Source organism: Dysgonomonas sp. ZJ709 (genome assembly GCF_011039195.1).
Lineage (GTDB): Bacteria > Bacteroidota > Bacteroidia > Bacteroidales > Dysgonomonadaceae > Dysgonomonas.
The window spans coordinates 50,301-69,913 of record NZ_JAAKEM010000018.1 but is presented as its reverse complement, the minus strand read 5'-3'; the positions used below and the strand labels follow the sequence as shown (position 1 = coordinate 69,913).

The 19,613-nt window shown below is 36.2% G+C and carries 16 protein-coding genes and 1 tRNA gene; 14 read left to right on the top strand and 3 right to left on the bottom strand.

The window, feature by feature from the left end:
• The first annotated feature begins 156 nt into the window (after positions 1–156).
• The 5 genes from G7Y56_RS12745 (at position 157) to G7Y56_RS12725 (ending at position 5,862) form a co-directional block, all read left to right on the top strand.
• Complete coding sequence (locus tag G7Y56_RS12745) at positions 157–471, top strand: AlpA family transcriptional regulator (RefSeq protein ID WP_026627210.1); 315 nt, start codon at positions 157–159, stop codon at positions 469–471.
• A 10-nt stretch (positions 472–481) separates the two neighbouring features.
• Positions 482–1,684: a primase-helicase family protein gene (locus G7Y56_RS12740; protein WP_165044006.1), complete on the top strand. Its 1,203-nt coding sequence runs from the start codon at positions 482–484 to the stop codon at positions 1,682–1,684.
• 258 nt (positions 1,685–1,942) lie between these two features.
• On the top strand, positions 1,943–2,908 hold the full coding sequence (locus G7Y56_RS12735; RefSeq protein ID WP_165044004.1) for a toprim domain-containing protein: 966 nt from the start codon (positions 1,943–1,945) through the stop codon (positions 2,906–2,908).
• Positions 2,909–3,111: 203 nt separating this feature from the next.
• On the top strand, positions 3,112–4,329 hold the full coding sequence (mobV, locus tag G7Y56_RS12730) for a MobV family relaxase (RefSeq protein ID WP_165044003.1): 1,218 nt from the start codon (positions 3,112–3,114) through the stop codon (positions 4,327–4,329).
• 126 nt (positions 4,330–4,455) lie between these two features.
• Positions 4,456–5,862, top strand: a complete 1,407-nt coding sequence (locus G7Y56_RS12725; protein ID WP_165044001.1) for a P-loop NTPase fold protein — start codon at positions 4,456–4,458, stop codon at positions 5,860–5,862.
• Between the two features lie 221 nt (positions 5,863–6,083).
• Here the strand turns inward: G7Y56_RS12725 and G7Y56_RS12720 are convergent, their stop codons facing one another.
• Entirely contained in the window at positions 6,084–6,476 is a 393-nt protein-coding gene (locus tag G7Y56_RS12720; RefSeq protein WP_165043999.1) for a hypothetical protein, read from the bottom strand.
• A gap of 223 nt (positions 6,477–6,699) precedes the next feature.
• On the opposite strand from G7Y56_RS12720, the gene G7Y56_RS12715 reads away from it, so the two are divergent.
• The 3 genes from G7Y56_RS12715 to G7Y56_RS12705 all read left to right on the top strand — a co-directional run bounded on the left by G7Y56_RS12715 (position 6,700) and on the right by G7Y56_RS12705 (position 9,497).
• A complete protein-coding gene (locus G7Y56_RS12715) occupies positions 6,700–7,587 on the top strand; it encodes a HEPN domain-containing protein (protein WP_165043997.1) in 888 nt (295 codons plus the stop codon).
• Positions 7,588–7,690: 103 nt separating this feature from the next.
• Positions 7,691–8,281, top strand: coding sequence for a DJ-1/PfpI family protein (locus G7Y56_RS12710; protein WP_165043995.1), 591 nt, complete (start codon positions 7,691–7,693; stop codon positions 8,279–8,281).
• Between the two features lie 343 nt (positions 8,282–8,624).
• The gene (locus tag G7Y56_RS12705; protein WP_165043993.1) at positions 8,625–9,497 is read left to right on the top strand and encodes a hypothetical protein; all 873 of its coding nucleotides are present in this window, start codon (positions 8,625–8,627) and stop codon (positions 9,495–9,497) included.
• An 83-nt stretch (positions 9,498–9,580) separates the two neighbouring features.
• Here G7Y56_RS12705 and G7Y56_RS12700 read toward each other — a convergent pair.
• Positions 9,581–9,664 (bottom strand) — tRNA-Leu (locus G7Y56_RS12700).
• Between the two features lie 155 nt (positions 9,665–9,819).
• Between G7Y56_RS12700 and G7Y56_RS12695 the strand changes: the two genes are divergently transcribed.
• The 6 genes from G7Y56_RS12695 (at position 9,820) to G7Y56_RS12670 (ending at position 18,407) form a co-directional block, all read left to right on the top strand.
• A complete protein-coding gene (locus G7Y56_RS12695; RefSeq protein ID WP_165043991.1) occupies positions 9,820–10,899 on the top strand; it encodes a mannose-1-phosphate guanylyltransferase in 1,080 nt (359 codons plus the stop codon).
• Between the two features lie 16 nt (positions 10,900–10,915).
• A complete protein-coding gene (gene ahcY / locus G7Y56_RS12690) occupies positions 10,916–12,334 on the top strand; it encodes an adenosylhomocysteinase (protein WP_165043989.1) in 1,419 nt (472 codons plus the stop codon).
• A 60-nt stretch (positions 12,335–12,394) separates the two neighbouring features.
• Positions 12,395–12,946 (top strand): NUDIX hydrolase, encoded by a 552-nt coding sequence (locus G7Y56_RS12685; protein WP_165043987.1) that lies wholly within the window; start codon positions 12,395–12,397, stop codon positions 12,944–12,946.
• A 119-nt stretch (positions 12,947–13,065) separates the two neighbouring features.
• Positions 13,066–14,346: a serine hydroxymethyltransferase gene (gene glyA / locus G7Y56_RS12680; RefSeq protein ID WP_165043985.1), complete on the top strand. Its 1,281-nt coding sequence runs from the start codon at positions 13,066–13,068 to the stop codon at positions 14,344–14,346.
• Between the two features lie 113 nt (positions 14,347–14,459).
• The gene (locus G7Y56_RS12675) at positions 14,460–16,412 is read left to right on the top strand and encodes an LTA synthase family protein (RefSeq protein ID WP_165043983.1); all 1,953 of its coding nucleotides are present in this window, start codon (positions 14,460–14,462) and stop codon (positions 16,410–16,412) included.
• A gap of 9 nt (positions 16,413–16,421) precedes the next feature.
• On the top strand, positions 16,422–18,407 hold the full coding sequence (locus tag G7Y56_RS12670; RefSeq protein WP_255498748.1) for an LTA synthase family protein: 1,986 nt from the start codon (positions 16,422–16,424) through the stop codon (positions 18,405–18,407).
• 40 nt (positions 18,408–18,447) lie between these two features.
• Here the strand turns inward: G7Y56_RS12670 and G7Y56_RS12665 are convergent, their stop codons facing one another.
• Positions 18,448–19,584, bottom strand: coding sequence for an NAD(P)-dependent alcohol dehydrogenase (locus G7Y56_RS12665; protein WP_165043981.1), 1,137 nt, complete (start codon positions 19,582–19,584; stop codon positions 18,448–18,450).
• Positions 19,585–19,613 lie beyond the last annotated feature (29 nt).

The following is a 19,613-nucleotide window of genomic DNA, read 5'->3' as shown; positions in this document are numbered from 1 at the left end:
TCGTTTTATTATTTAACGAATTTACCGTTGCGTAAATAGCTTATAATCAGAATTATTTAGATATACTTTTGTGCCACTGCCTTATTGTAAGGTAGTGGCTTTACTTTTTATATCTGCCGATCGTAAAGCCTAATATGAGCGGATGTAAATATCAAAATGAAAAATTTATTTGAAATTATCGAACAAGGAAAAGCCAACATCAAGTTGGAAGTGAATGGCGAGGATTTATTGGAGTTTTCCAATGATCTGATTAATCGAGCTAAAACCGAATTATCTACAGAGATAGCAGAAGCAAGGAAAGAAAAATATCTCACAAGAGAAGAGGTAAAACAGATTTGTGGAGTGTGCGATGCTACATTATGGCATTGGAACAAGAAAAATTACCTGAAAGCTATAAAAATGGGTAATAAGGTACGCTATCGGATGTCTGATGTTAGACGAATAATAGAGGGTAATGATAATAAAAAATAACCCTGCTCCCATGAAAGAAGAAATCACAGACAAATATTTGCGAGTCGGTACGAACCTGTATAAAATCGTTCGTCGTCCCCTGATCAGTAAAGACTTTATCGAAGAACGCCGCCCATGGAACTACGAGACCCTACGCCAGGACCACTCCAAAGATTTCATCTCCACCATCGAAAAATACGATGGCTTCTGCTCCGTACCCGACCATGTCAACTACCAACGCAGCATCGGCAAGTTTTTGAACCAATATGAACCCATACCCCATAAACCTATCGAAGGCAGTTGTACAGTTACCTTTGATATCCTCTCCCATATCTTTGGCGAACAGTTCGAAATAGGACTAGACTACCTGCAATTGCTCTACCTAAAGCCCTTATACCGTTTGCCCATTCTGTTATTGGTATCCAAGGACAGGAATACAGGCAAAACAACCTTCCTGAATTTCCTCAAAGCCATCTTTGCGGGAAATATGACATTCAACACCAATGAAGACTTTCGTTCCCAGTTTAATTCCGATTGGGCGAATAAACTCATTGTTGCCGTTGACGAAGTCCTGTTAGATCGTAGAGAAGACTCCGAACGCATCAAAAACCTAAGTACCGCTATTTCCTACAAATCAGAAGCAAAAGGAAAAGACCGAAGTGAAGTCGAATTCTTTGCCAAGTTTATCCTCTGCTCCAACAATGAAAACTGCCCTATCCTGATCGATCAGGGAGAGACACGCTATTGGGTGCGTAAAATACCAACCCTTCAAAAAGAAAATGATAAGATGCTAGAATTGCTAAAGAAGGAAATTCCTCATTTCCTCTACTACCTGCAACATCGGCCACTATCCACCAAAAGCGAATCCCGTATGTGGTTCAGGAACGATTTGTTGGTAACAGACGCATTGCGGAAAATCATCCACTACAACAAAGGAAAAGTAGAAACCGAAATGCAGTATATCATTTTGGAGATTATGGAAATAAAAGAGTTGGATGAATATAAGTTTTGTGTAACAGATATACACGATATGATGATGCGTATCTCCATGAAAACAGATACTATCCAAATCCGCAGGATATTGCAGGATAAATGGAAACTCCAGCCCGACAAAACGACTCGCTATACAGCCTATGTATTAGGAGCGAATAATGACATTCTGGAAATTCAGAAATCAGCGCGGATCTATCGGATCTCACGGCAGTACTTAGATGAGATTATGTTACTTTGTTGAACTTCACTTACAACATACTCTAATACTATTATTTAGATGTGTAACAAATAAGTAACAAAGGCATTACAGAAAAAGAGATGTTACAGTCCGTAACAAATCTCATATTGTGTTACAAGTTTGTAGCAGATGCAATAATCACATAATTAGTCTATTAATGGGTATTTGTAACAAAGTAACAAAATAATCATTACTCACAACGCTACGGAATAATACCGTGAAAGAAAAAAATCATTAATCATTATCAAAAAAAACAACATCATGACCACAATAGAATTAAACAACCTCTCCATTAAAAACTATCTAGCCGAACTAAACATCCATCCCGTCAAAGACAGAGGATACTACGGCATGTACCACTCACCATTCAGGACAGATAATAACGCCAGTTTCAAAGTAGACTATCAAAAGAACCTATGGATAGACTTTGGCAGCAATGAAGGAGGCACAATGATTGACCTTGTTATGCGATTAGATAACAGTACCGTAAAAGAAGCTATAAACAAGCTTGAATGCAAATATGCAGATATGCAAACAGGTAGCAATCCAAATAATCAGTCCGAACCCTTCTCTTTTCACGGTAACAACCATTTGGAAAAAGCCGAAAACAATCAACAATCAGGAATATCCATCCTGAAAATAATACCCATTACCAACCAAGCATTACTCGATTATCTCACAGAACGAAAAATCAATATCGATATAGCTAAGCAGCACTGTGACGAAGTGCATTACTCAGCTAACAACAAATCCTATTTTGCCATTGGCTTCAAAAACGATGCAGAGGGTTATACCCTCAGAAATAAATATGCAAAAGTATGTACCGCAAGCGATATAACCACCCACCAAAAAGCCGACACCAATACCGAAGCCTGTTTAGTCTTTGAAGGCTTTATGGACTACCTCTCTTACCTGACCATGAAAAACATCCAACACTCAAAAGTAGATGTTGTCGTGTTAAACTCCATATCCAATCTCTCCAAAGCCATCGACTTTATAACATCACACCAAAAAGTCTATACCTATCTGGATAATGACGAGGCAGGAAGAAACGCAACCCTACAGATCAACAAGTATAGCCGTACACACAACTGTATACACATAGATAAGTCAGCAGACTATGCCAACTACAAAGACCTAAACGAGTGGCTCTGCAAGACTCAAAAAGTAGAGCAAGCACAGAAGATTGAACAACAACGGAAACCTTCGAGAGGTTTCAAGATGTAATTCTCGACGCTGACGCAAGGGACTTTTCTCCAGAAAAGCCATAGCTCATTAGGGTATTTTCTTAACGCTTCGTTGCACTACACTAAAAATACCCCAATAAGCCAAGGGAGTCCCTCCCTTTGGAAACCCTCGATGGACTTCATTAGGAAGTCGGATAATCAATAATTTGATGGATGATCAATTTAAAAAATTGAATGATTTATATGGGATATGCTGTACTTCATTTAGAAAAAGCATCGGGTAACGATGCAGGAATGTCTGCTCATATCGAGCGAACAATCAAACCCAAAAATGCAGATGAGTCAAGAACTCATCTCAACAAAGAACTCATAAATTTCCCCGAAGGTGTAGATAACAGAACACAAGCTGTTCAACATCGGATAGACAATGCAGGGATAAGTCGAAAGATCGGAAAGAACCAAGTGCGTGCCATTCGCATTATGCTTTCGGGTACGCACGAGGACATGAAAGATATTCAAGAATTTGGCAACCTAAAACACTGGTGTGATGATAATATTGATTGGCTGAAACAAACATACGGAGCAGAGAATCTTGTATCTGCTGTTTTGCACATGGATGAGAAAACTCCTCATATCCATGCAACGGTAGTTCCGATAGTCGTTGGCGAAAGGCGAAAAGCCAAAGTGGAAGAGCAATCGGGCAAAAAGAAATACAAGAAGAAAAGTAAAGATGCTGCCCGTTTATGTGCTGATGATGTGATGTCAAGAACAAAGTTGAAAGAGTATCAGAACTCTTATGCCGAGCGCATGAAAGTATATGGCTTGGAGCGAGGAATTGAAGGCTCGGAAGCAAAACATATTGGTACTTCCGAATATTACAAGAACCTATTTGCACAAAAAGAGAGCCTACAGGAAAACGTAGAATCGTTGTTATATCAACAATCGGAAGCACAGAGCAAAGTGCATACGATTTATGAACATCGGGATGAGGTACGAAACGAATTTCTTGAAATGGATAAGCAAGTGAAATTGAAGCACAATGAATTGAGTATTACAGAATCGAAACTAAGCCAACTCAAAAAAGAGTACGAACCGTATGAGACACAGGCGGAATTGAATTTTATACATTCGCTTTTTCCAATGATGAAAGAGCAACTGAAAATTGCTAGCCTATGCGAAAAAATAGGTTTAGGCATCGAATATATAAGAATACTATTTGAAGGTAAGAACCTCACTGCAAAATCTTTCTCTTTCTTTTCACCCGATCATAATCGAAAATTTGACGCTGCGGATGTAAAACTAAAAATTGAGAAAGAGCCTGATGATCCGAAGAAGCTAAGGTTAAGTTTGAATGGAACGGATATTTTGGATTGGTTTAATATCAAATATAGAGAAGTCAAAGAGAGTATTAACCTGAGAATAGAACCTAATCAGAATAAAAAGGGTGGGATGAAAATATAATGTGAATGTATTATTTCCTATTTATATAGAGCTTTCTTTTGTTAATTATACAACTGATAAATAGATAGAAATGCTTAACTTTGATAAACATAAGTAAAGTAAACAAACCTTAAATAAAACTGCTATATGAGGATTAAACATAGTGATATAATAATAGATAAAGACAACCCATTTGCGAATTGCGAATTAGACAGAGAGCCATGTGCTAAAATCCTAACAGATATTGTTAATAGTTATAAGGATGGTTTTGTATTGGCAATTAATAATGAATGGGGTACAGGCAAGACTACATTTGTGAAAATGTGGCAACAGTATCTTGACAATAACGATTACAATACGCTTTATTTTAATGCATGGGAAAATGATTTTGATAGCAATCCGTTAGTTGCGATTATGTCTGAATTAAAAACACTGACTAATCCGTCAAATGATAAATTTTTTAAATCTGTATTGCAAAAAGGAGCTATGTTATCTAAAAATATATTGCCAGCTCTGCTGAAAGCTATTGCTCAAAAATATATAGAGACAGATACTATTATTAATGCAATTGAAAATACAACAAAAGGAGTAACAGAAATTTTAGAGGAAGAGATTAAGGAGTATACTAATAAAAAGCAATCAGTAAAAGAGTTTCGAGATGAATTGGAAAAGTTTGTAGCGAAAACAGACAGTGATAAACCTATCGTATTTATTATTGATGAGTTAGATAGATGTAGACCTAATTATGCTGTTGAGGTTCTAGAGCAGATGAAGCATTTTTTCTCTGTAAAAGGTATCGTATTTGTTCTTTCTATTGATAAAATTCAACTAGGTCATGCAATTAAAGGAGTATATGGAAATGAAAATATTAATTCTGAAGAGTATCTAAGAAGATTCATTGATTTAGAATATTCAATTCCAATACCCTCTATTGATAATTTCTGTAAATATCTATATGAATATTATTCATTTGATGATTTTTTTGCATCTAAAGAACGAAGCCAACATTCAATATTTCAACCTGATAGAGATTATTTATTAAAGATGGCTACAATTCTACTAAGTAAGGCTAATGCAACACTTAGGCAACAAGAAAAAATATTCGGACAAACAAGATTGATAATAAATGCATTTGCAGCAAATAACTACGCTTTTCCTCATTTACTTTTTGTATTAGTTTATATTAAAATAATGAAGCCTAATCTCTATCTGAGAATTGAAAAAAACACCATATCATTACAGGATTTAAGTGATGAATTTAGCAACTTAGTTCCAAAAGATTTAAGTCCATATGGACTTAATATGCTTTATGTTGAAGCTGTATTGCTGACTTTTTATAATAACCAACAAGATCATTCAATAAGAAAGGGACTTACTCAGAAAAATGAAGAAGGGGAAACTGTATCAATCGTTAAGTCTAAGTTAGAAGTAGATACAGATAGAAACAGCTTAGTGCTATGTTTGGACTCTGTATCTCGGGAATGGAATTATGGAGAAAAAAAATTATCTTACTTACTTAATAAAATAAATCTTATTGAACCATTGAAAGTTTAATAAGACTAGACATTTTTTATAAAAGAGTTGTTAGTTCTAAATATCTTCTTTATTATGTTTGATCTATTGTTATTGATCAAACATAATAAAGAAGATAGAGTAGCAAATACAATTGAAATACGAAAAAAGGCTCTCATTATTAGAGAGAATTGTAATTTTAAATATTTTATTCAGGCAAGATTCTTGAGAATCTTGCCTGAATTATAGTAGAAAATCTATTATTAGTAGAAGGACTTAAAGCAAATATCGTCTTTCGTCTTTTTTATGGAGATGAATGAATTGGGTAATGTCCAATAGCTTCGAATATAGTCATAAGCGTAAGTCTTATTGAGATAACTGATATAGTTGTTCAACTCATCTAAGTCATCAAAGAATATATGGGAAGCATTGCAGCTATTGTCCTTGTCAAAGGTGCATGACAGGGTTGCTTTCTGGTCTTCGAAGAGAAGGTCTATCATATTCTCTTTGACTCCATTTTCAATATATTCTGCTACATACATGGGATTGTCCGAGTAGCTTTCTTTGATTTCATCATGGGAGAGCCTTAATACCAGAGAAGAACAGTTTATCAGTATTGCACAATATTCGGTTGAGATTGTTTGTTGTGTTGTCATATATATGTCCACATTTAAGCCTGATTAGGGAATCAAGCCGATATAAATATTAAGTGAATAATTTATATCACTGCGGTTTTCATTCGTCAGTCAGCATCTAAAACCCAACCGACAATAACAGGATGTTGACGCAAATATACAATTAAGTATGAAAAGTTAATTTCTATTTTCCTATTTTGTATATCTTTATGTTCTTAACTTTAAGGTTATAAATGAAACCCGAATGAAAAAGTCCATATCCTATCTACCATCAGCCAATCAGCGAGATTTGCATTACATTGTTGAATCTATCCTGACACGGATCAAGCAGACCGAAATGATAATTCTTTTTGGCAGCTATGCCCGTAATGATTATGTGGCGTATGATGAGAAATATGAGTTTGGCAAAATACAGTTCTATGTAAGCGATTACGATATATTGGTTGTAACAAGCGGAGTTTCGGATGGGGTGGCAATCAAAGCTCTTGGTAATATAGAAGATTTGTATTACGACAGGGCGAAAGATCCAGATAGGCAACCACCAGTTCAGTTTATCAGCGAGGATATGAAAAAGCTGAACAAGTATCTGGATGAGGGTAGGTATTTTTATACGCAGATAAAACAGGAAGGTGTTATCCTCTACGATAGTGGAAAGCATAAATTAGCACGAAGACGAAAACTTAGCTTTGAAGAAATAAAGCAACAAGCTGAGGAATATTTTAATGATAAATTCCAGAGTGCTAATGAATTTCTAGAAAATGCTAATTTTAATTATAGCAAAGAATGGTATAAAAAATCATCTTTTATGCTTCATCAAGCCTGTGAAAGTTATATTTATGCCATCCGCTTAGTTTTCACATTAGAGAATCCCAAACAACATAATCTATCAAAGCTATTAAACTCGGTAAAGAAATATTCAGTCGAGTTTATAAATGTCTTCCCACAAGATACGCCCGAAGAAAAACGCCTTTTCGAGCTTGTCAAAGCTGCTTATGTAAATGGCAGATATGATCCTGATTTTGTAGTCACGAAAGAGGATATTGATGCGTTGGTTCCGAAAGTGGAGTTGCTGAGGGATATTACCAAAAAGATTTGTGAGGAAAAGATCAAGGAATACGGGGAGAGAAACTAGCATAAAACTAATCTTTAATAATGACTTAGATTCAAATAATAACCAGTCAAAAGTTCTATTGATAAATTATAAACGAATTTTGCATTCTGTAACTTGATTAAAAATGAAAAAAGTATTATTGTTATTAGCGGATGGATTTGAAACATTTGAAGCAAGTGTATTCATTGATGTTATAGGCTGGAATCTTGTTGAAGGAGATAACTCTACCGAATTATTTACTTGCGGATTAAAAAAAGAAATTAAAAGTTCATTTAACCAACGGTTTATTGTAGATTATCTGGTAGAAGATATTGATATTTCTACATTTGACGCATTAGCAATTCCGGGCGGATTTGAGGTTTATGGATTTTATAACGATGCTTATGACAATAAATTCTTAGATTTAATTCGAGGATTTAAAACAAATAATAAGATTATTGCATCTATTTGTGTTGGAGCCTTGCCACTGGGAAAGAGTGGTATTTTGAAAAATAAAAATGGAACTGTTTATAATAATCCGATTCGAAGAGAAGCATTGAAAGGATTTGGTGTTAATGTGATAAATCAACCAATTGTAATAGATGACAATGTGATTACTTCATGGAATCCGTCAACAGCGATAGATGTTGCTTTATTATTATTGGAGAATTTAACAACAAAAAGTAATGCTGACAAGATTCGTCAATTAATGGGATTTGATGAAAGGAAAAATTAACTGCCCACAACAGGGGGTGGCATAATGGTAGGTTGCGTAGTATATCAAATACACTGCTTCTATTGAGCATTTGTACTGGCTGATAGTTTCTCTGTTAAACGACATTCGGATGAACTTTTGCAAGTCTTCCCTCATCATACTACAGAAGAGAACCGGCTGTTTACGTTATTAAAGGATGCTTATATTGAGGCTCGATACAACCCCAGATTCATTGTGAAAAAGGAGGATATTGATACGTTGATTGCGAGAGTGGAACTGTTACGTGATATTACTAAACATATCGGGCAGGTGAAGATCGGGAAGTATGGAGTAAGAAGAAATAACTAATTAAGATAATTAATATATGAAAGTACAATCTGATAAATACTTGTATTTACCCGAAGAATTCCATAAAATGCATGATACTTGTATGCTTTTAATTAAACAAATGGAAGATTTTATAACAGACAATACATATAAGGACTTAAAAGCTTTTTCTATCCCAATAAATGAATCTGAGCAAACTTTACTAAATCTGTATAATGGTGATATTTTCGATTTTCTATTAGAAATAAATAGGAAGGATGAGTTTGAAAGATTGGTAGTTTATAATCTTATATATGGATTAATTATTGATAACTGTTATTTCCTGCAGGAAGCATTTAATTGTTCAAGTAAAAAGAGGCTAGTTGTATCATTCTCTCTATTACGAAGACCCCTCGTTTTCAATATGGTTATAATATTACGTTTATTATTTGAGGATGATTTCCTCAATAAGTTTATTAGAGGAAAAGAGCTTTACCAAAACAAAGAGATAGATTTTGATGCGGCCAAATTCCCTCATAATCTAAAAGATTTATTAATAGCTTCTAAGGGCAATTTAATTATGAATAATATACCTGGAGATGTCATATACGATGCTGTTTATAATAAAAATATATCTGATAGTCTTATTAATATGTCGGATAAAGCATTACATCCTGTTACAACCCGCATTCTCAATAACAAAACTGGACCTATGAATCTTAATTTTGTATTCAGTACTCCAGAAGCGATACATGAACAATGGAGTTATATTTACCATAAAATGCCTACCATTTTACTGTATTATATTGATCTTGTGGATACTTTAGTTTTTTCTAGATTGAAGTTGAGTAACCTAGATCAAGTTTTAAGTGAGAGACATAGGCAAAGACTTTTATTCACAAAAGACTGTTTTAAAAGTACGAATAGTTAATCTTCGGTGGGGAAAATGTGGGGAAAATTTTCAAAAGAAAAAGCCTAATTGATTAATTATCAATTAGGCTTTTATCTAAAACGTACCCAGAGCCGGGATCGAACCGGCATGGAAGTGAATCCACTGGTGTTTGAGACCAGCGCGTCTACCAATTCCGCCATCTGGGCGTAAGCAGATGCAAAAGTACATATATTTTTGACATATCAAGCATCTTGCCCAACTTTTTTTGAAAAAGAGTTATAGATTTTTTGCTATATATCACATGCTTTTACTTTGTTTGTAACCTTGTATAATTTACCTTTGTATAAACTCGGAAAACAATATGAATAAAAATAATTATTGCGTAATTATGAGCGGCGGAATCGGTAGCCGTTTTTGGCCATTCAGCCGCGAAGCTCGTCCTAAACAGTTTCTTGACTTTTTCGGAACAGGTCGCTCACTCTTACAAATGACTTTCGATAGATTTAAAAAAATTGTACCTATCGAAAATATATTCATTGTCACCAATGAAGGGTATCAACAAATGACGGCCGATGAGCTACCCGAATTGAATCCCGATCAGATACTACTAGAACCTATGCGCAGAAATACAGCTCCATGTATCGCATTTGCCAGCTATCGTATCAATGCCATCAATCCGAATGCAAATATTGTAGTTGCACCTTCAGATCACCTGATCATGAAAGAAGACGAATTTCTTGCTGTAATAAATAAAGCGTACGAGTTCGTCGAAAAGAATGATACACTCCTTACCTTAGGGATTCGCCCTAGCCGTCCCGAGACAGGATATGGCTATATCCAGATGAGTGACGAACATGTAGATGGTGTGACTAAAGTAAAAGTATTTACCGAGAAGCCAAATATTGACCTGGCTAAAGTATTTTACGAAAGCGGCGAGTTTCTTTGGAATTCGGGAATCTTTATTTGGAATTCGAGAACTATAACAGAATCTTTTCGCCAACATCTTCCAGAGATCAGCAACCGCTTCGATCAAGGTAAAGATCTCTTTGGAACCGATAAAGAAAAAGCTTTCATTGACGAAAACTTTCCTTTCTGTCCCAATATATCGATCGATTACGGTATAATGGAAAAGGCATCGAACGTATGCGTACAAGCTGCCGATTTCGGATGGTCTGACCTTGGTACATGGGGATCGCTTTATGACATTACTGAGAAGGACGAAAATGCTAATGCAGCACTAGTTTCCGAAACACTATTTTACGATAGTGCGGAAAATATCGTTACGCTTCCTGACGGGAAATTAGCTGTAATACAAGGACTCGAAGGCTACATAGTAGCAGAAGCGAATAATGTACTACTCATCTGCAAGAAAGATGACGAACAACGCATCAAACAGTTTGTAACTGATGTTAAGTTGAAATACGGAGAAGAATATATATAGAATTAATAAACATAATATGTCAAAAGAACTTTTACCAAATTTACCATATTTAGTTGCTGATATCAGCCTGGCTGACTTTGGTAGAAAAGAAATAGAGATTGCAGAACATGAAATGCCGGGATTAATGACACTTCGTAAAAAATATGGAGCCTCCAAACCACTAAAAGGAGCCCGCATAATGGGGTCGTTACATATGACTATCCAAACTGCAGTTTTAATAGAGACACTCAAAGAGCTGGGTGCTGATTTACGTTGGTGCAGTTGCAACATATTCTCTACGCAAGATCATGCAGCAGCAGCCATTGCCGAATCGGGAATTCCTGTATTCGCATGGAAAGGCGAAACCCTTGAAGAATATTGGTGGTGTACCGAACAGGCACTTCTCTTCCCCGGAGGAAAAGGACCGAACCTCATCGTCGATGACGGAGGAGATGCCACACTTCTCATTCATTGGGGGTACAAAGCCGAAAAAGATGCTAGCTTCATAGATAGAAAAGGAGCAAATCACGAAGAACAAGTAATACTTGATACACTTAATCGTATTCTAAAAGAAGACAACCAACGTTGGCATCGTGCAGTCGCCGACTGGAAAGGAGTATCGGAAGAAACTACAACGGGAGTTCATCGCTTATATCAAATGATGGAACGTGGTGAATTACTTATTCCGGCTATCAATGTAAATGATTCGGTTACTAAATCTAAATTTGATAATCTGTACGGATGTCGTGAATCCCTAGCTGATGGAATCAAACGTGCAACAGATGTTATGATTGCCGGCAAAGTTGCAGTTATAGCAGGTTATGGCGATGTAGGTAAAGGCTGTGCACACTCTATGCGTTCGTATGGAGCTCGTGTTATAGTTACCGAGATAGATCCTATTTGCGCATTACAAGCAGCGATGGAAGGCTTTGAAGTGACAACTATGGAAGAAGCCGTAAAAGAAGGAAATATCTATGTTACCACTACCGGAAACAAAGACATCATCACTATCGAGCATATGGCAGCGATGAAAGATCAGGCCATTGTTTGTAATATCGGTCACTTCGACAATGAGATACAAGTGGAAAAACTGGTAAGCTATTCAGGGATCAAACATACGAATATCAAGCCGCAAGTAGATAAATATACCTTTCCAACAGGAAACTCTATATTCTTATTAGCGGAAGGACGTTTGGTTAATCTTGGCTGTGCCACAGGTCACCCATCATTTGTAATGAGTAATTCATTTACTAATCAAACACTGGCTCAGATAGAATTGTGGCAGAAAGATTACAAAGTGAATGTATATCGTTTGCCTAAAGAATTGGATGAAGAAGTTGCTCGTTTGCATCTCGAACAAATAGGTGTCAAACTAACGAAACTATCCAAGGAACAGGCCGATTATTTAGGTGTTCCGGTTGACGGACCATTTAAAGCCGATCATTATAGATACTAAAATATAATCCTCAAAAAATAGACGAATAAATATTCGTCTATTTTTTATAATACCAACAGAATGGAAGATAGAAAGTGGAAAGTATTGCATAGCGAATATTTAAGTCGCGAGCCATGGTTCACAGTAAGGAAAGAACGCGTAGAGTTACCTAACGGAAACGAGATACCCAATTATTATGTATTAGAATATCCGGATTGGGTAAATGTTATTGCAATAACAAAGGAAAAGAAATTCATTTTTGTACGTCAGTATCGCCATGGATTAGGAAAGACCTGCTTCGAATTATGCGCTGGAGTCTCAGAAAAAGAAGATCCATCTTATATGGTTTCTGCTCAACGCGAACTATTGGAAGAGACAGGCTACGGCAATGGCAATTGGGAAGAATATGCTGTAATATCGGCTAACCCGAGTACCCATACAAATTTAACACACTGCTTTCTTGCCACTGATGTTGAACCGGTCGCTAAACAAAATTTAGAATCGACCGAAGATCTGACTATTCACCTACTATCTATAGATGAAGTAAAAGCATTACTACAAAACGACGAGATTAAACAAGCATTACATGCCACCCCACTTTGGAAGTATGTGGCAGAAAATCATTTAATGTAAATACTTGCTGTGAATATCGTTTATACTTTCCAAAATTTAAAAGAAGTACAAGATACTATTAACAATTATAATCACTAAATTTGTACGATACATTTTCAACTCATAACAATTTTAAACGTATGAAAAGAGATACTGCTATTTTTGACATTATTGAAAGAGAGCATCAACGCCAACTCAAAGGAATCGAACTTATTGCTTCTGAGAACTTTGTGAGCGGGCAAGTAATGGAAGCAATGGGCTCATGCCTTACTAACAAGTACGCTGAAGGTTATCCCGGTAAAAGATATTATGGTGGCTGTGAAATAGTAGATCTAAGTGAACAATTAGCAATAGACCGTTTGAAAAAAATCTTCGGTGCTGAATGGGCTAATGTACAACCGCATTCGGGAGCACAGGCTAATGCTGCTGTATTCCTTGCATGTATGCAAGCCGGAGATAAGTTTTTAGGACTGAATCTTTCGCATGGTGGTCACCTTTCGCATGGTTCACCCGTTAACTTTTCGGGATTAATGTTCCACGCATTAGAATACAACGTAAAACAAGATACTGAGCAAGTAGATTACGAGCAAATGGAACAAGTTGCCCGTCAGGAAAAACCCAAAGTAATAATTGCCGGAGCATCAGCCTATTCTCGCGAATGGGATTATGCACGTATCCGTAAAATTGCGGACGAGGTAGGAGCAATTTTTATGGTAGATATGGCACATCCGGCAGGACTTATTGCAGCAGGATTGTTAGAAAACCCACTTCCTCACGCACACATTGTTACTACAACGACTCACAAGACATTACGCGGTCCTCGTGGAGGAGCTATTTTGCTAGGTAAAGACTTCGAAAACCCTTGGGGTAAAAAAACACCTAAAGGTGAAACACGCATGATGTCGGCATTGCTCGACTCTGCTGTATTTCCGGGAATTCAAGGTGGTCCGCTAGAACATGTAATCGCAGCTAAAGCGGTTTCTTTCGCAGAGGTGCTCGATCCATCATATAAAGTATATCAAACTCAGGTGAAAGATAATGCACAAGCTATGGCTAAAGCATTTATGGACAAAGGTTATAAAGTTGTATCGGGCGGAACAGATAATCACTGTATTCTGGTTGATCTTCGCACCAAATTCCCTGAACTTACAGGTAAAGTGGCAGAGAAGATACTGGTAGAAGCCGATATTACAACAAATAAAAATATGGTTCCATTCGACAGCCGTAGTCCGTTCCAAACATCAGGACTTCGTTTCGGAACACCTGCTATTACGACTCGCGGTGCTAAAGAACCACTTATGGGGGAGATTGTAGAGCTGATAGATACAGTTCTTTCTAATCCTGAGAGTGAACAAATTATTAAAGCTGTTCGCGAAAAAGTAAATAGCACAATGAAAGATTATCCGCTTTTTGCATGGTGAAAATAAGATAGTAAGATTAATAAAAAGGGTTGGTAATACAACCCTTTTTTATTTGTCCTCAATACTTTAGAAGCAAAAAAATCGTATCTTTGCAGCTTCGCAAATGAATAAAAATGAAGAAACCCTTACTGACACTACAATACCTACTATCTGTACATATTTCAGCCCTTATCATTTTAACGGTTTTCCGCTGTATTTTATATATAGCAAATATGCATTATGTAAATGATGTAGATGATAAATTATCACTCTTTGGGGGAGCTATACTAAAAGGAGTACAGTTCGACAATGTTATGGCATGCTATATAGTTGCTCTACCTGTGGCTGTGCTAACAATAATGTCCCTCTTTAATAAAGTACCCGCTGCTGTTATCAAAGGTTTCAATATTTATTTTATTATCCTCTATACTATTGTGTTTGCGTTCTCGGCTGCAGATATTCCCTACTTTAAATATTACTTCATGCACATGGGTGCATCCATCTTCAATTGGATAGGATTTGAAGGAACAGCAGGAATGATATTTCAGGAGTCATCTTACTATATTTATTTTGCAGTTTTTATTATTCTATCCTTTTTGTTCTCTGCTATGGTAATGTCCATAGGGAAAAGGCTACTAAAAAAACAAGCAGCCAATCTGACTAAAAAAGACTACAAGTTTTATATTCCCGTAGTGATATTAGTCTGGGGACTCTGCTTTCTTGGTATACGAGGGACTTTCGAACGATACCCCCTCAGAGTAGGTGATGCATATTTTTGCAACAATTCATTTTTCAATCAACTGGGAGTAAATCCTGCATTTTATTTTGTGAAAAGCAGCAGTGCCTTTTTCAAAAAAAATAATAAATTGGCAGGAACAATAGACCAGAAAGATGCTATACTATTTGTACAAAAAGAGTTTAATATAGATACTAAAATAGATTCTAACCCCATTAGTCGGTTAGTGAAGACTGAAGGAGCACCAAAAGATGCTAATGTTATAATTATTTTAATGGAATCTATGTCTAGTGAAAATTTAGACACCGAATACCAAGGGAATAAACTCATGCCTTACCTCAACGACTTGATAGACAAATCATATTATTTCGAGAATTTCTACTCTTCGGGCATACATACAAACAATGGGATCGCATCCACCCTATACGGTTTTCCACCTATATTTGATCAAACAATGATGAGTGCCGATGTCGACTTTTATACAGGTTTGCCTATCAATCTCAAGGAGCAAGGCTATCAAACGCTTTTCTTTCTGACAAGCAATCCTCAATACGATAATATGAATTCTTTTTTATTGGAAAATGGATTTGACCGGATTTTTTCTCAGTATGACTATCCTAAAGAAAAAGTAGTTAATAATTTTGGGGTGCAGGATGATTATTTGTTCGAATATGGATTGAATAAATTAAGCAATATAGCTGAACAGAAAAAACCTTTTTTAGCTACATTTATGACCGTAAGCAACCATCCTCCATACGTAATCCCGAAGCAGTTTATGGATGCAGGAAAAAATGATGCTGAAAGTATTCTTAGATTTGCAGACCATAGTTTGCAGGATTTTATGATAAATGCAGCAAAACAAGAATGGTACGACAATACAATATTTGTAATATTAGGCGATCATGGTAAACCATCAGATAAACAACCTTATGAAATGTGTATGGGATATAATCATGTGCCATTGATTATATATTCTCCTCTATTTGATGATATGCCGAAGCGATTCGAACAATTTGGAGGTCAAATAGACATTTTTCCAACAGTTATGGGCCTACTTAATCGCCCTTACATAAATAACTCTTTGGGGGTAGACTTATTCAAGACAGAACGACCATATATGTATTTTGTATCCGACAGTCATCTAGGTTGCGTCGATAATAATTTTTTCTATATTTATAATCCCGCAACTAAAACAGATGCACTGCATAAATATAGAAATATAGAAGAAGAGAATCTCATTCAACAATATCCGAATGTGGCAGATAGCATGAAAAATTATTCCATATCGATGATGCTAACCGCCGACTATCTGGTTAAAAATAAACTAACAGGTCCAAATTCTAAGCAATAAAATATCAGGATGAAAAAAATAAAAACTGCCTTATACTACATACTTTCTGTACATATTTTGGCTCTCATCGTAATGACCCTGCAACGTATTGCCCTTCTACTTACCAATCTGCAAAATATAAGTGAAGTAGAAACGAAGCTAAGCTGGGTATCTTCAGCATTACTGCGTGGTATTTGGTTCGATAATGTGATCGCCTCTTACATCACCATCCTACCACTGGTTATTATATCGATTTTAGGATTATGTAATAAGATAAATAAAACGATTCTCAAAACGTTCAATATATTCTATATTGCTATCTACTCTATCGTTTTTGCCATTGGAATGGCAGACATTCCCTATTTCAACTATTTTTTCAAACACCTCAATGCTTCTATTTTCAATTGGAATGAAGAAGGAGCGACCACAGCAGGAATGATATTACAAGAAACATCATATTATATTTATTTCCTGTTTTTTATAATTGTAATTATTCTATTCTCTTTCTCATTATCAAGATTAGTAAAGAAACTTTTATCCAAATACCAAGAAAATCTAGTTTCCAAAGAATACCTCATCTATATTCCCATCTGTATTTTATTAATAGGCCTTAGTTTACTGGGTATAAGAGGGCGATTAGGATATAATCCGATTAAAACTAGTCAAGCCTATTTCTGTGATAATTCGTTTTTAAATCAATTAGGAATAAACCCTTCGTTCTATTTCATGCGTGATGTCATTGAATCTTCTAAATCACATCACAATGTGGATAATATCATCTCAGAAGAAGAGGCTATTGTAGTTGTCCAAAAAGCATTGGGAATAGATAAAGATTCTATGGAACTCTCCTTATCCCCTATCGCACGTGAAGTTATAGCTGAAGGGGAAGCAAAAAATATGAATGTAATATTCATTCTCATGGAATCAATGTCAGCTGATTTACTGACAGTTAAGGAGAATGGAAAAGAGATTACTCCTTTCTTAAATGAGTTAATTAACAAGTCATATTATTTCGAGAATTTCTATTCGGCAGGTACACATACAAATCATGGCATACTTGCCAGCTTATACGGATTACCGGCCTTGTTCGATCGCAATATGATGAAAAACGTCGATATTACTCTTTGTCAGGGAATTCCGTATATATTACATCAACAGGGATATAGAACAATGTTCTTTATGACCCACGAAGCGCAATATGATAATATGAATGCTTTCCTCTTAGAAAATGGCATTGAAGAAGTTTATTCAGAAGAAAATTATCCCAAAGCAAAGCGTGTAAATAGTTTTGGTGTGCAAGATGACTTTCTATTGGAATATGCTCTTGATAAATTCAATGAGGAGTCAAAGGATAACAGGCCATTCTTTGCTACTTTGCTTACTGTTAGTAATCATCCACCCTATGTTGTGCCCGATAGATTTAAATCGGTAAGCAATGACCCACAATATCAGATTGTAGCCTTTGCTGACGATGCTATACGCCAGTTTATGACAGAAGCCGAAAAGCAAGACTGGTACAAAAATACAATCTTTGTACTTTTAGGCGATCACGGTAAAATTGTAGGGTCTCCGACTTATGAGATGCCATTATCATATAATCACGTACCCTTTATAATGTATTCTCCGGCATTTAAAGACGCACCTCAGCGTTTTATGCAGCTGGGTGGACAAGTAGATGCTTTCCCTACCATAATGGGTCTCTTAAACCATTCTTACGAGAATAATACGTTCGGTGTAGACTTGTTTAAGACTACACGACCATATATGTTTTTCTCGTCCGATGATGCATTGGGATGTGTGAGTGATGAAAAGTTTTATACTTACAACTTCAAAGCCAAAATAGAAGGATTATATGACTATCGAACCAACAGCCCCGAAAATCTCATAGAACAGCATCGGGTAGAGGCTGATAATATGAAGATATACTCTGCCGCAATGTTCCAAACAGCCAGTTACATGTTTAAAAATAAACTGACAAGAACACATTCTGCACCTTCAAGCGGTGTACATTTTTAATATAGAATTTATATATTAGAAACACATTTGGCTAAAACAACTATTTGATAGACTGCATATCTATCACATATCTAAACTGCACCTTGCCGTCAAGTACGTTTTCGTATGCTTCATTTACCTGCTGCATAGGGATTATTTCTATCTGAGGATAAATATTATTTTTGATCGAATAATCAAGCATTTCTTGTGTTTCGTTTATTCCTCCAATGAGTGAGTGGTATATTTTTCTCCTGCCCCATAATGCCATTGTATTCACCGACGGAATTTGATCCATTGGTTGCACACCTATCAGTACCATCGTACCATCTACTTCGAGCATACTCAGATAAGATTCTACCTGAAAATTAAAAGGAATAGTGCTTAATATCAAATTGAACGAACTGTTAAAGCCCTCCATTTCTTTCGGGTTAGTAGTATTTACATACTGACGAGCTCCCATATCCAATGCGGCTTGGCGTTTGTCTTCGGTAATATCGAAAACGGTTACCTCAGCTCCCATCGCTAAGGCATATTTTAAAGCCATGTGCCCCAAACCTCCAAAACCGGCAACAGCTACTTTATCTCCTTTCTTTACATGGTTGTAACGAAGAGGAGAGTAAGTAGTAATTCCGGCACAAAGAAGCGGTGCAACTCTTGCTAATGGCACATTTTGGGGAACCTTAAGAGCAAACGATTCTTTAACAACAATATTTGTCGAATACCCACCTTGAGTATATCCGTCTCCCTCACGACTATTGTAAGTATATGTAGCACCACCAGTACAGTATTGCTCCTCTCCTGATTCACAATAGTGGCATTTACCACATGAATTAACCATACATCCAACTCCTGCTATATCGCCAATTTTAAATTTACTTACATTTTTTCCTATTTTGCTCACTCGCCCTACAATTTCATGTCCCGGAACACATGGATATGATATAGATCCCCAATCACCCTTTACGGTGTGGATATCTGAATGACAAATACCCGAATATAAAATATCAATAAGAATATCATCATCACCGACTGCGCGACGGTCGAAATCATAAGGTACGAGATTCCCTTTTTCTTCTTTTACAGCATAAGCCTTAGTGTGAATATGACCTTCATGCGATAGAGTGGTTTGCCCTTGTGCATATACGGATGCAAGTACAAGCATCAGGAACATGAAAGAATTTAAAATTGTTTTTTTCATAAGATTAATAGTTTATCGTTAATAAGTAT

What these genes read in the sequence shown, in the direction of transcription:
- G7Y56_RS12745 (WP_026627210.1), top strand. Translation starts at nt 157, where the DNA reads ATGAAAAATTTATTTGAAATTATCGAACAAGGAAAAGCCAACATCAAG.
- G7Y56_RS12740 (WP_165044006.1), top strand. Translation starts at nt 482, where the DNA reads ATGAAAGAAGAAATCACAGACAAATATTTGCGAGTCGGTACGAACCTG.
- G7Y56_RS12735 (WP_165044004.1), top strand. Translation starts at nt 1,943, where the DNA reads ATGACCACAATAGAATTAAACAACCTCTCCATTAAAAACTATCTAGCC.
- mobV (WP_165044003.1), top strand. Translation starts at nt 3,112, where the DNA reads ATGGGATATGCTGTACTTCATTTAGAAAAAGCATCGGGTAACGATGCA.
- G7Y56_RS12725 (WP_165044001.1), top strand. Translation starts at nt 4,456, where the DNA reads ATGAGGATTAAACATAGTGATATAATAATAGATAAAGACAACCCATTT.
- G7Y56_RS12720 (WP_165043999.1), bottom strand. Translation starts at nt 6,476, where the DNA reads ATGACAACACAACAAACAATCTCAACCGAATATTGTGCAATACTGATA.
- G7Y56_RS12715 (WP_165043997.1), top strand. Translation starts at nt 6,700, where the DNA reads ATGAAAAAGTCCATATCCTATCTACCATCAGCCAATCAGCGAGATTTG.
- G7Y56_RS12710 (WP_165043995.1), top strand. Translation starts at nt 7,691, where the DNA reads ATGAAAAAAGTATTATTGTTATTAGCGGATGGATTTGAAACATTTGAA.
- G7Y56_RS12705 (WP_165043993.1), top strand. Translation starts at nt 8,625, where the DNA reads ATGAAAGTACAATCTGATAAATACTTGTATTTACCCGAAGAATTCCAT.
- G7Y56_RS12695 (WP_165043991.1), top strand. Translation starts at nt 9,820, where the DNA reads ATGAATAAAAATAATTATTGCGTAATTATGAGCGGCGGAATCGGTAGC.
- ahcY (WP_165043989.1), top strand. Translation starts at nt 10,916, where the DNA reads ATGTCAAAAGAACTTTTACCAAATTTACCATATTTAGTTGCTGATATC.
- G7Y56_RS12685 (WP_165043987.1), top strand. Translation starts at nt 12,395, where the DNA reads ATGGAAGATAGAAAGTGGAAAGTATTGCATAGCGAATATTTAAGTCGC.
- glyA (WP_165043985.1), top strand. Translation starts at nt 13,066, where the DNA reads ATGAAAAGAGATACTGCTATTTTTGACATTATTGAAAGAGAGCATCAA.
- G7Y56_RS12675 (WP_165043983.1), top strand. Translation starts at nt 14,460, where the DNA reads ATGAAGAAACCCTTACTGACACTACAATACCTACTATCTGTACATATT.
- G7Y56_RS12670 (WP_255498748.1), top strand. Translation starts at nt 16,422, where the DNA reads ATGAAAAAAATAAAAACTGCCTTATACTACATACTTTCTGTACATATT.
- G7Y56_RS12665 (WP_165043981.1), bottom strand. Translation starts at nt 19,584, where the DNA reads ATGAAAAAAACAATTTTAAATTCTTTCATGTTCCTGATGCTTGTACTT.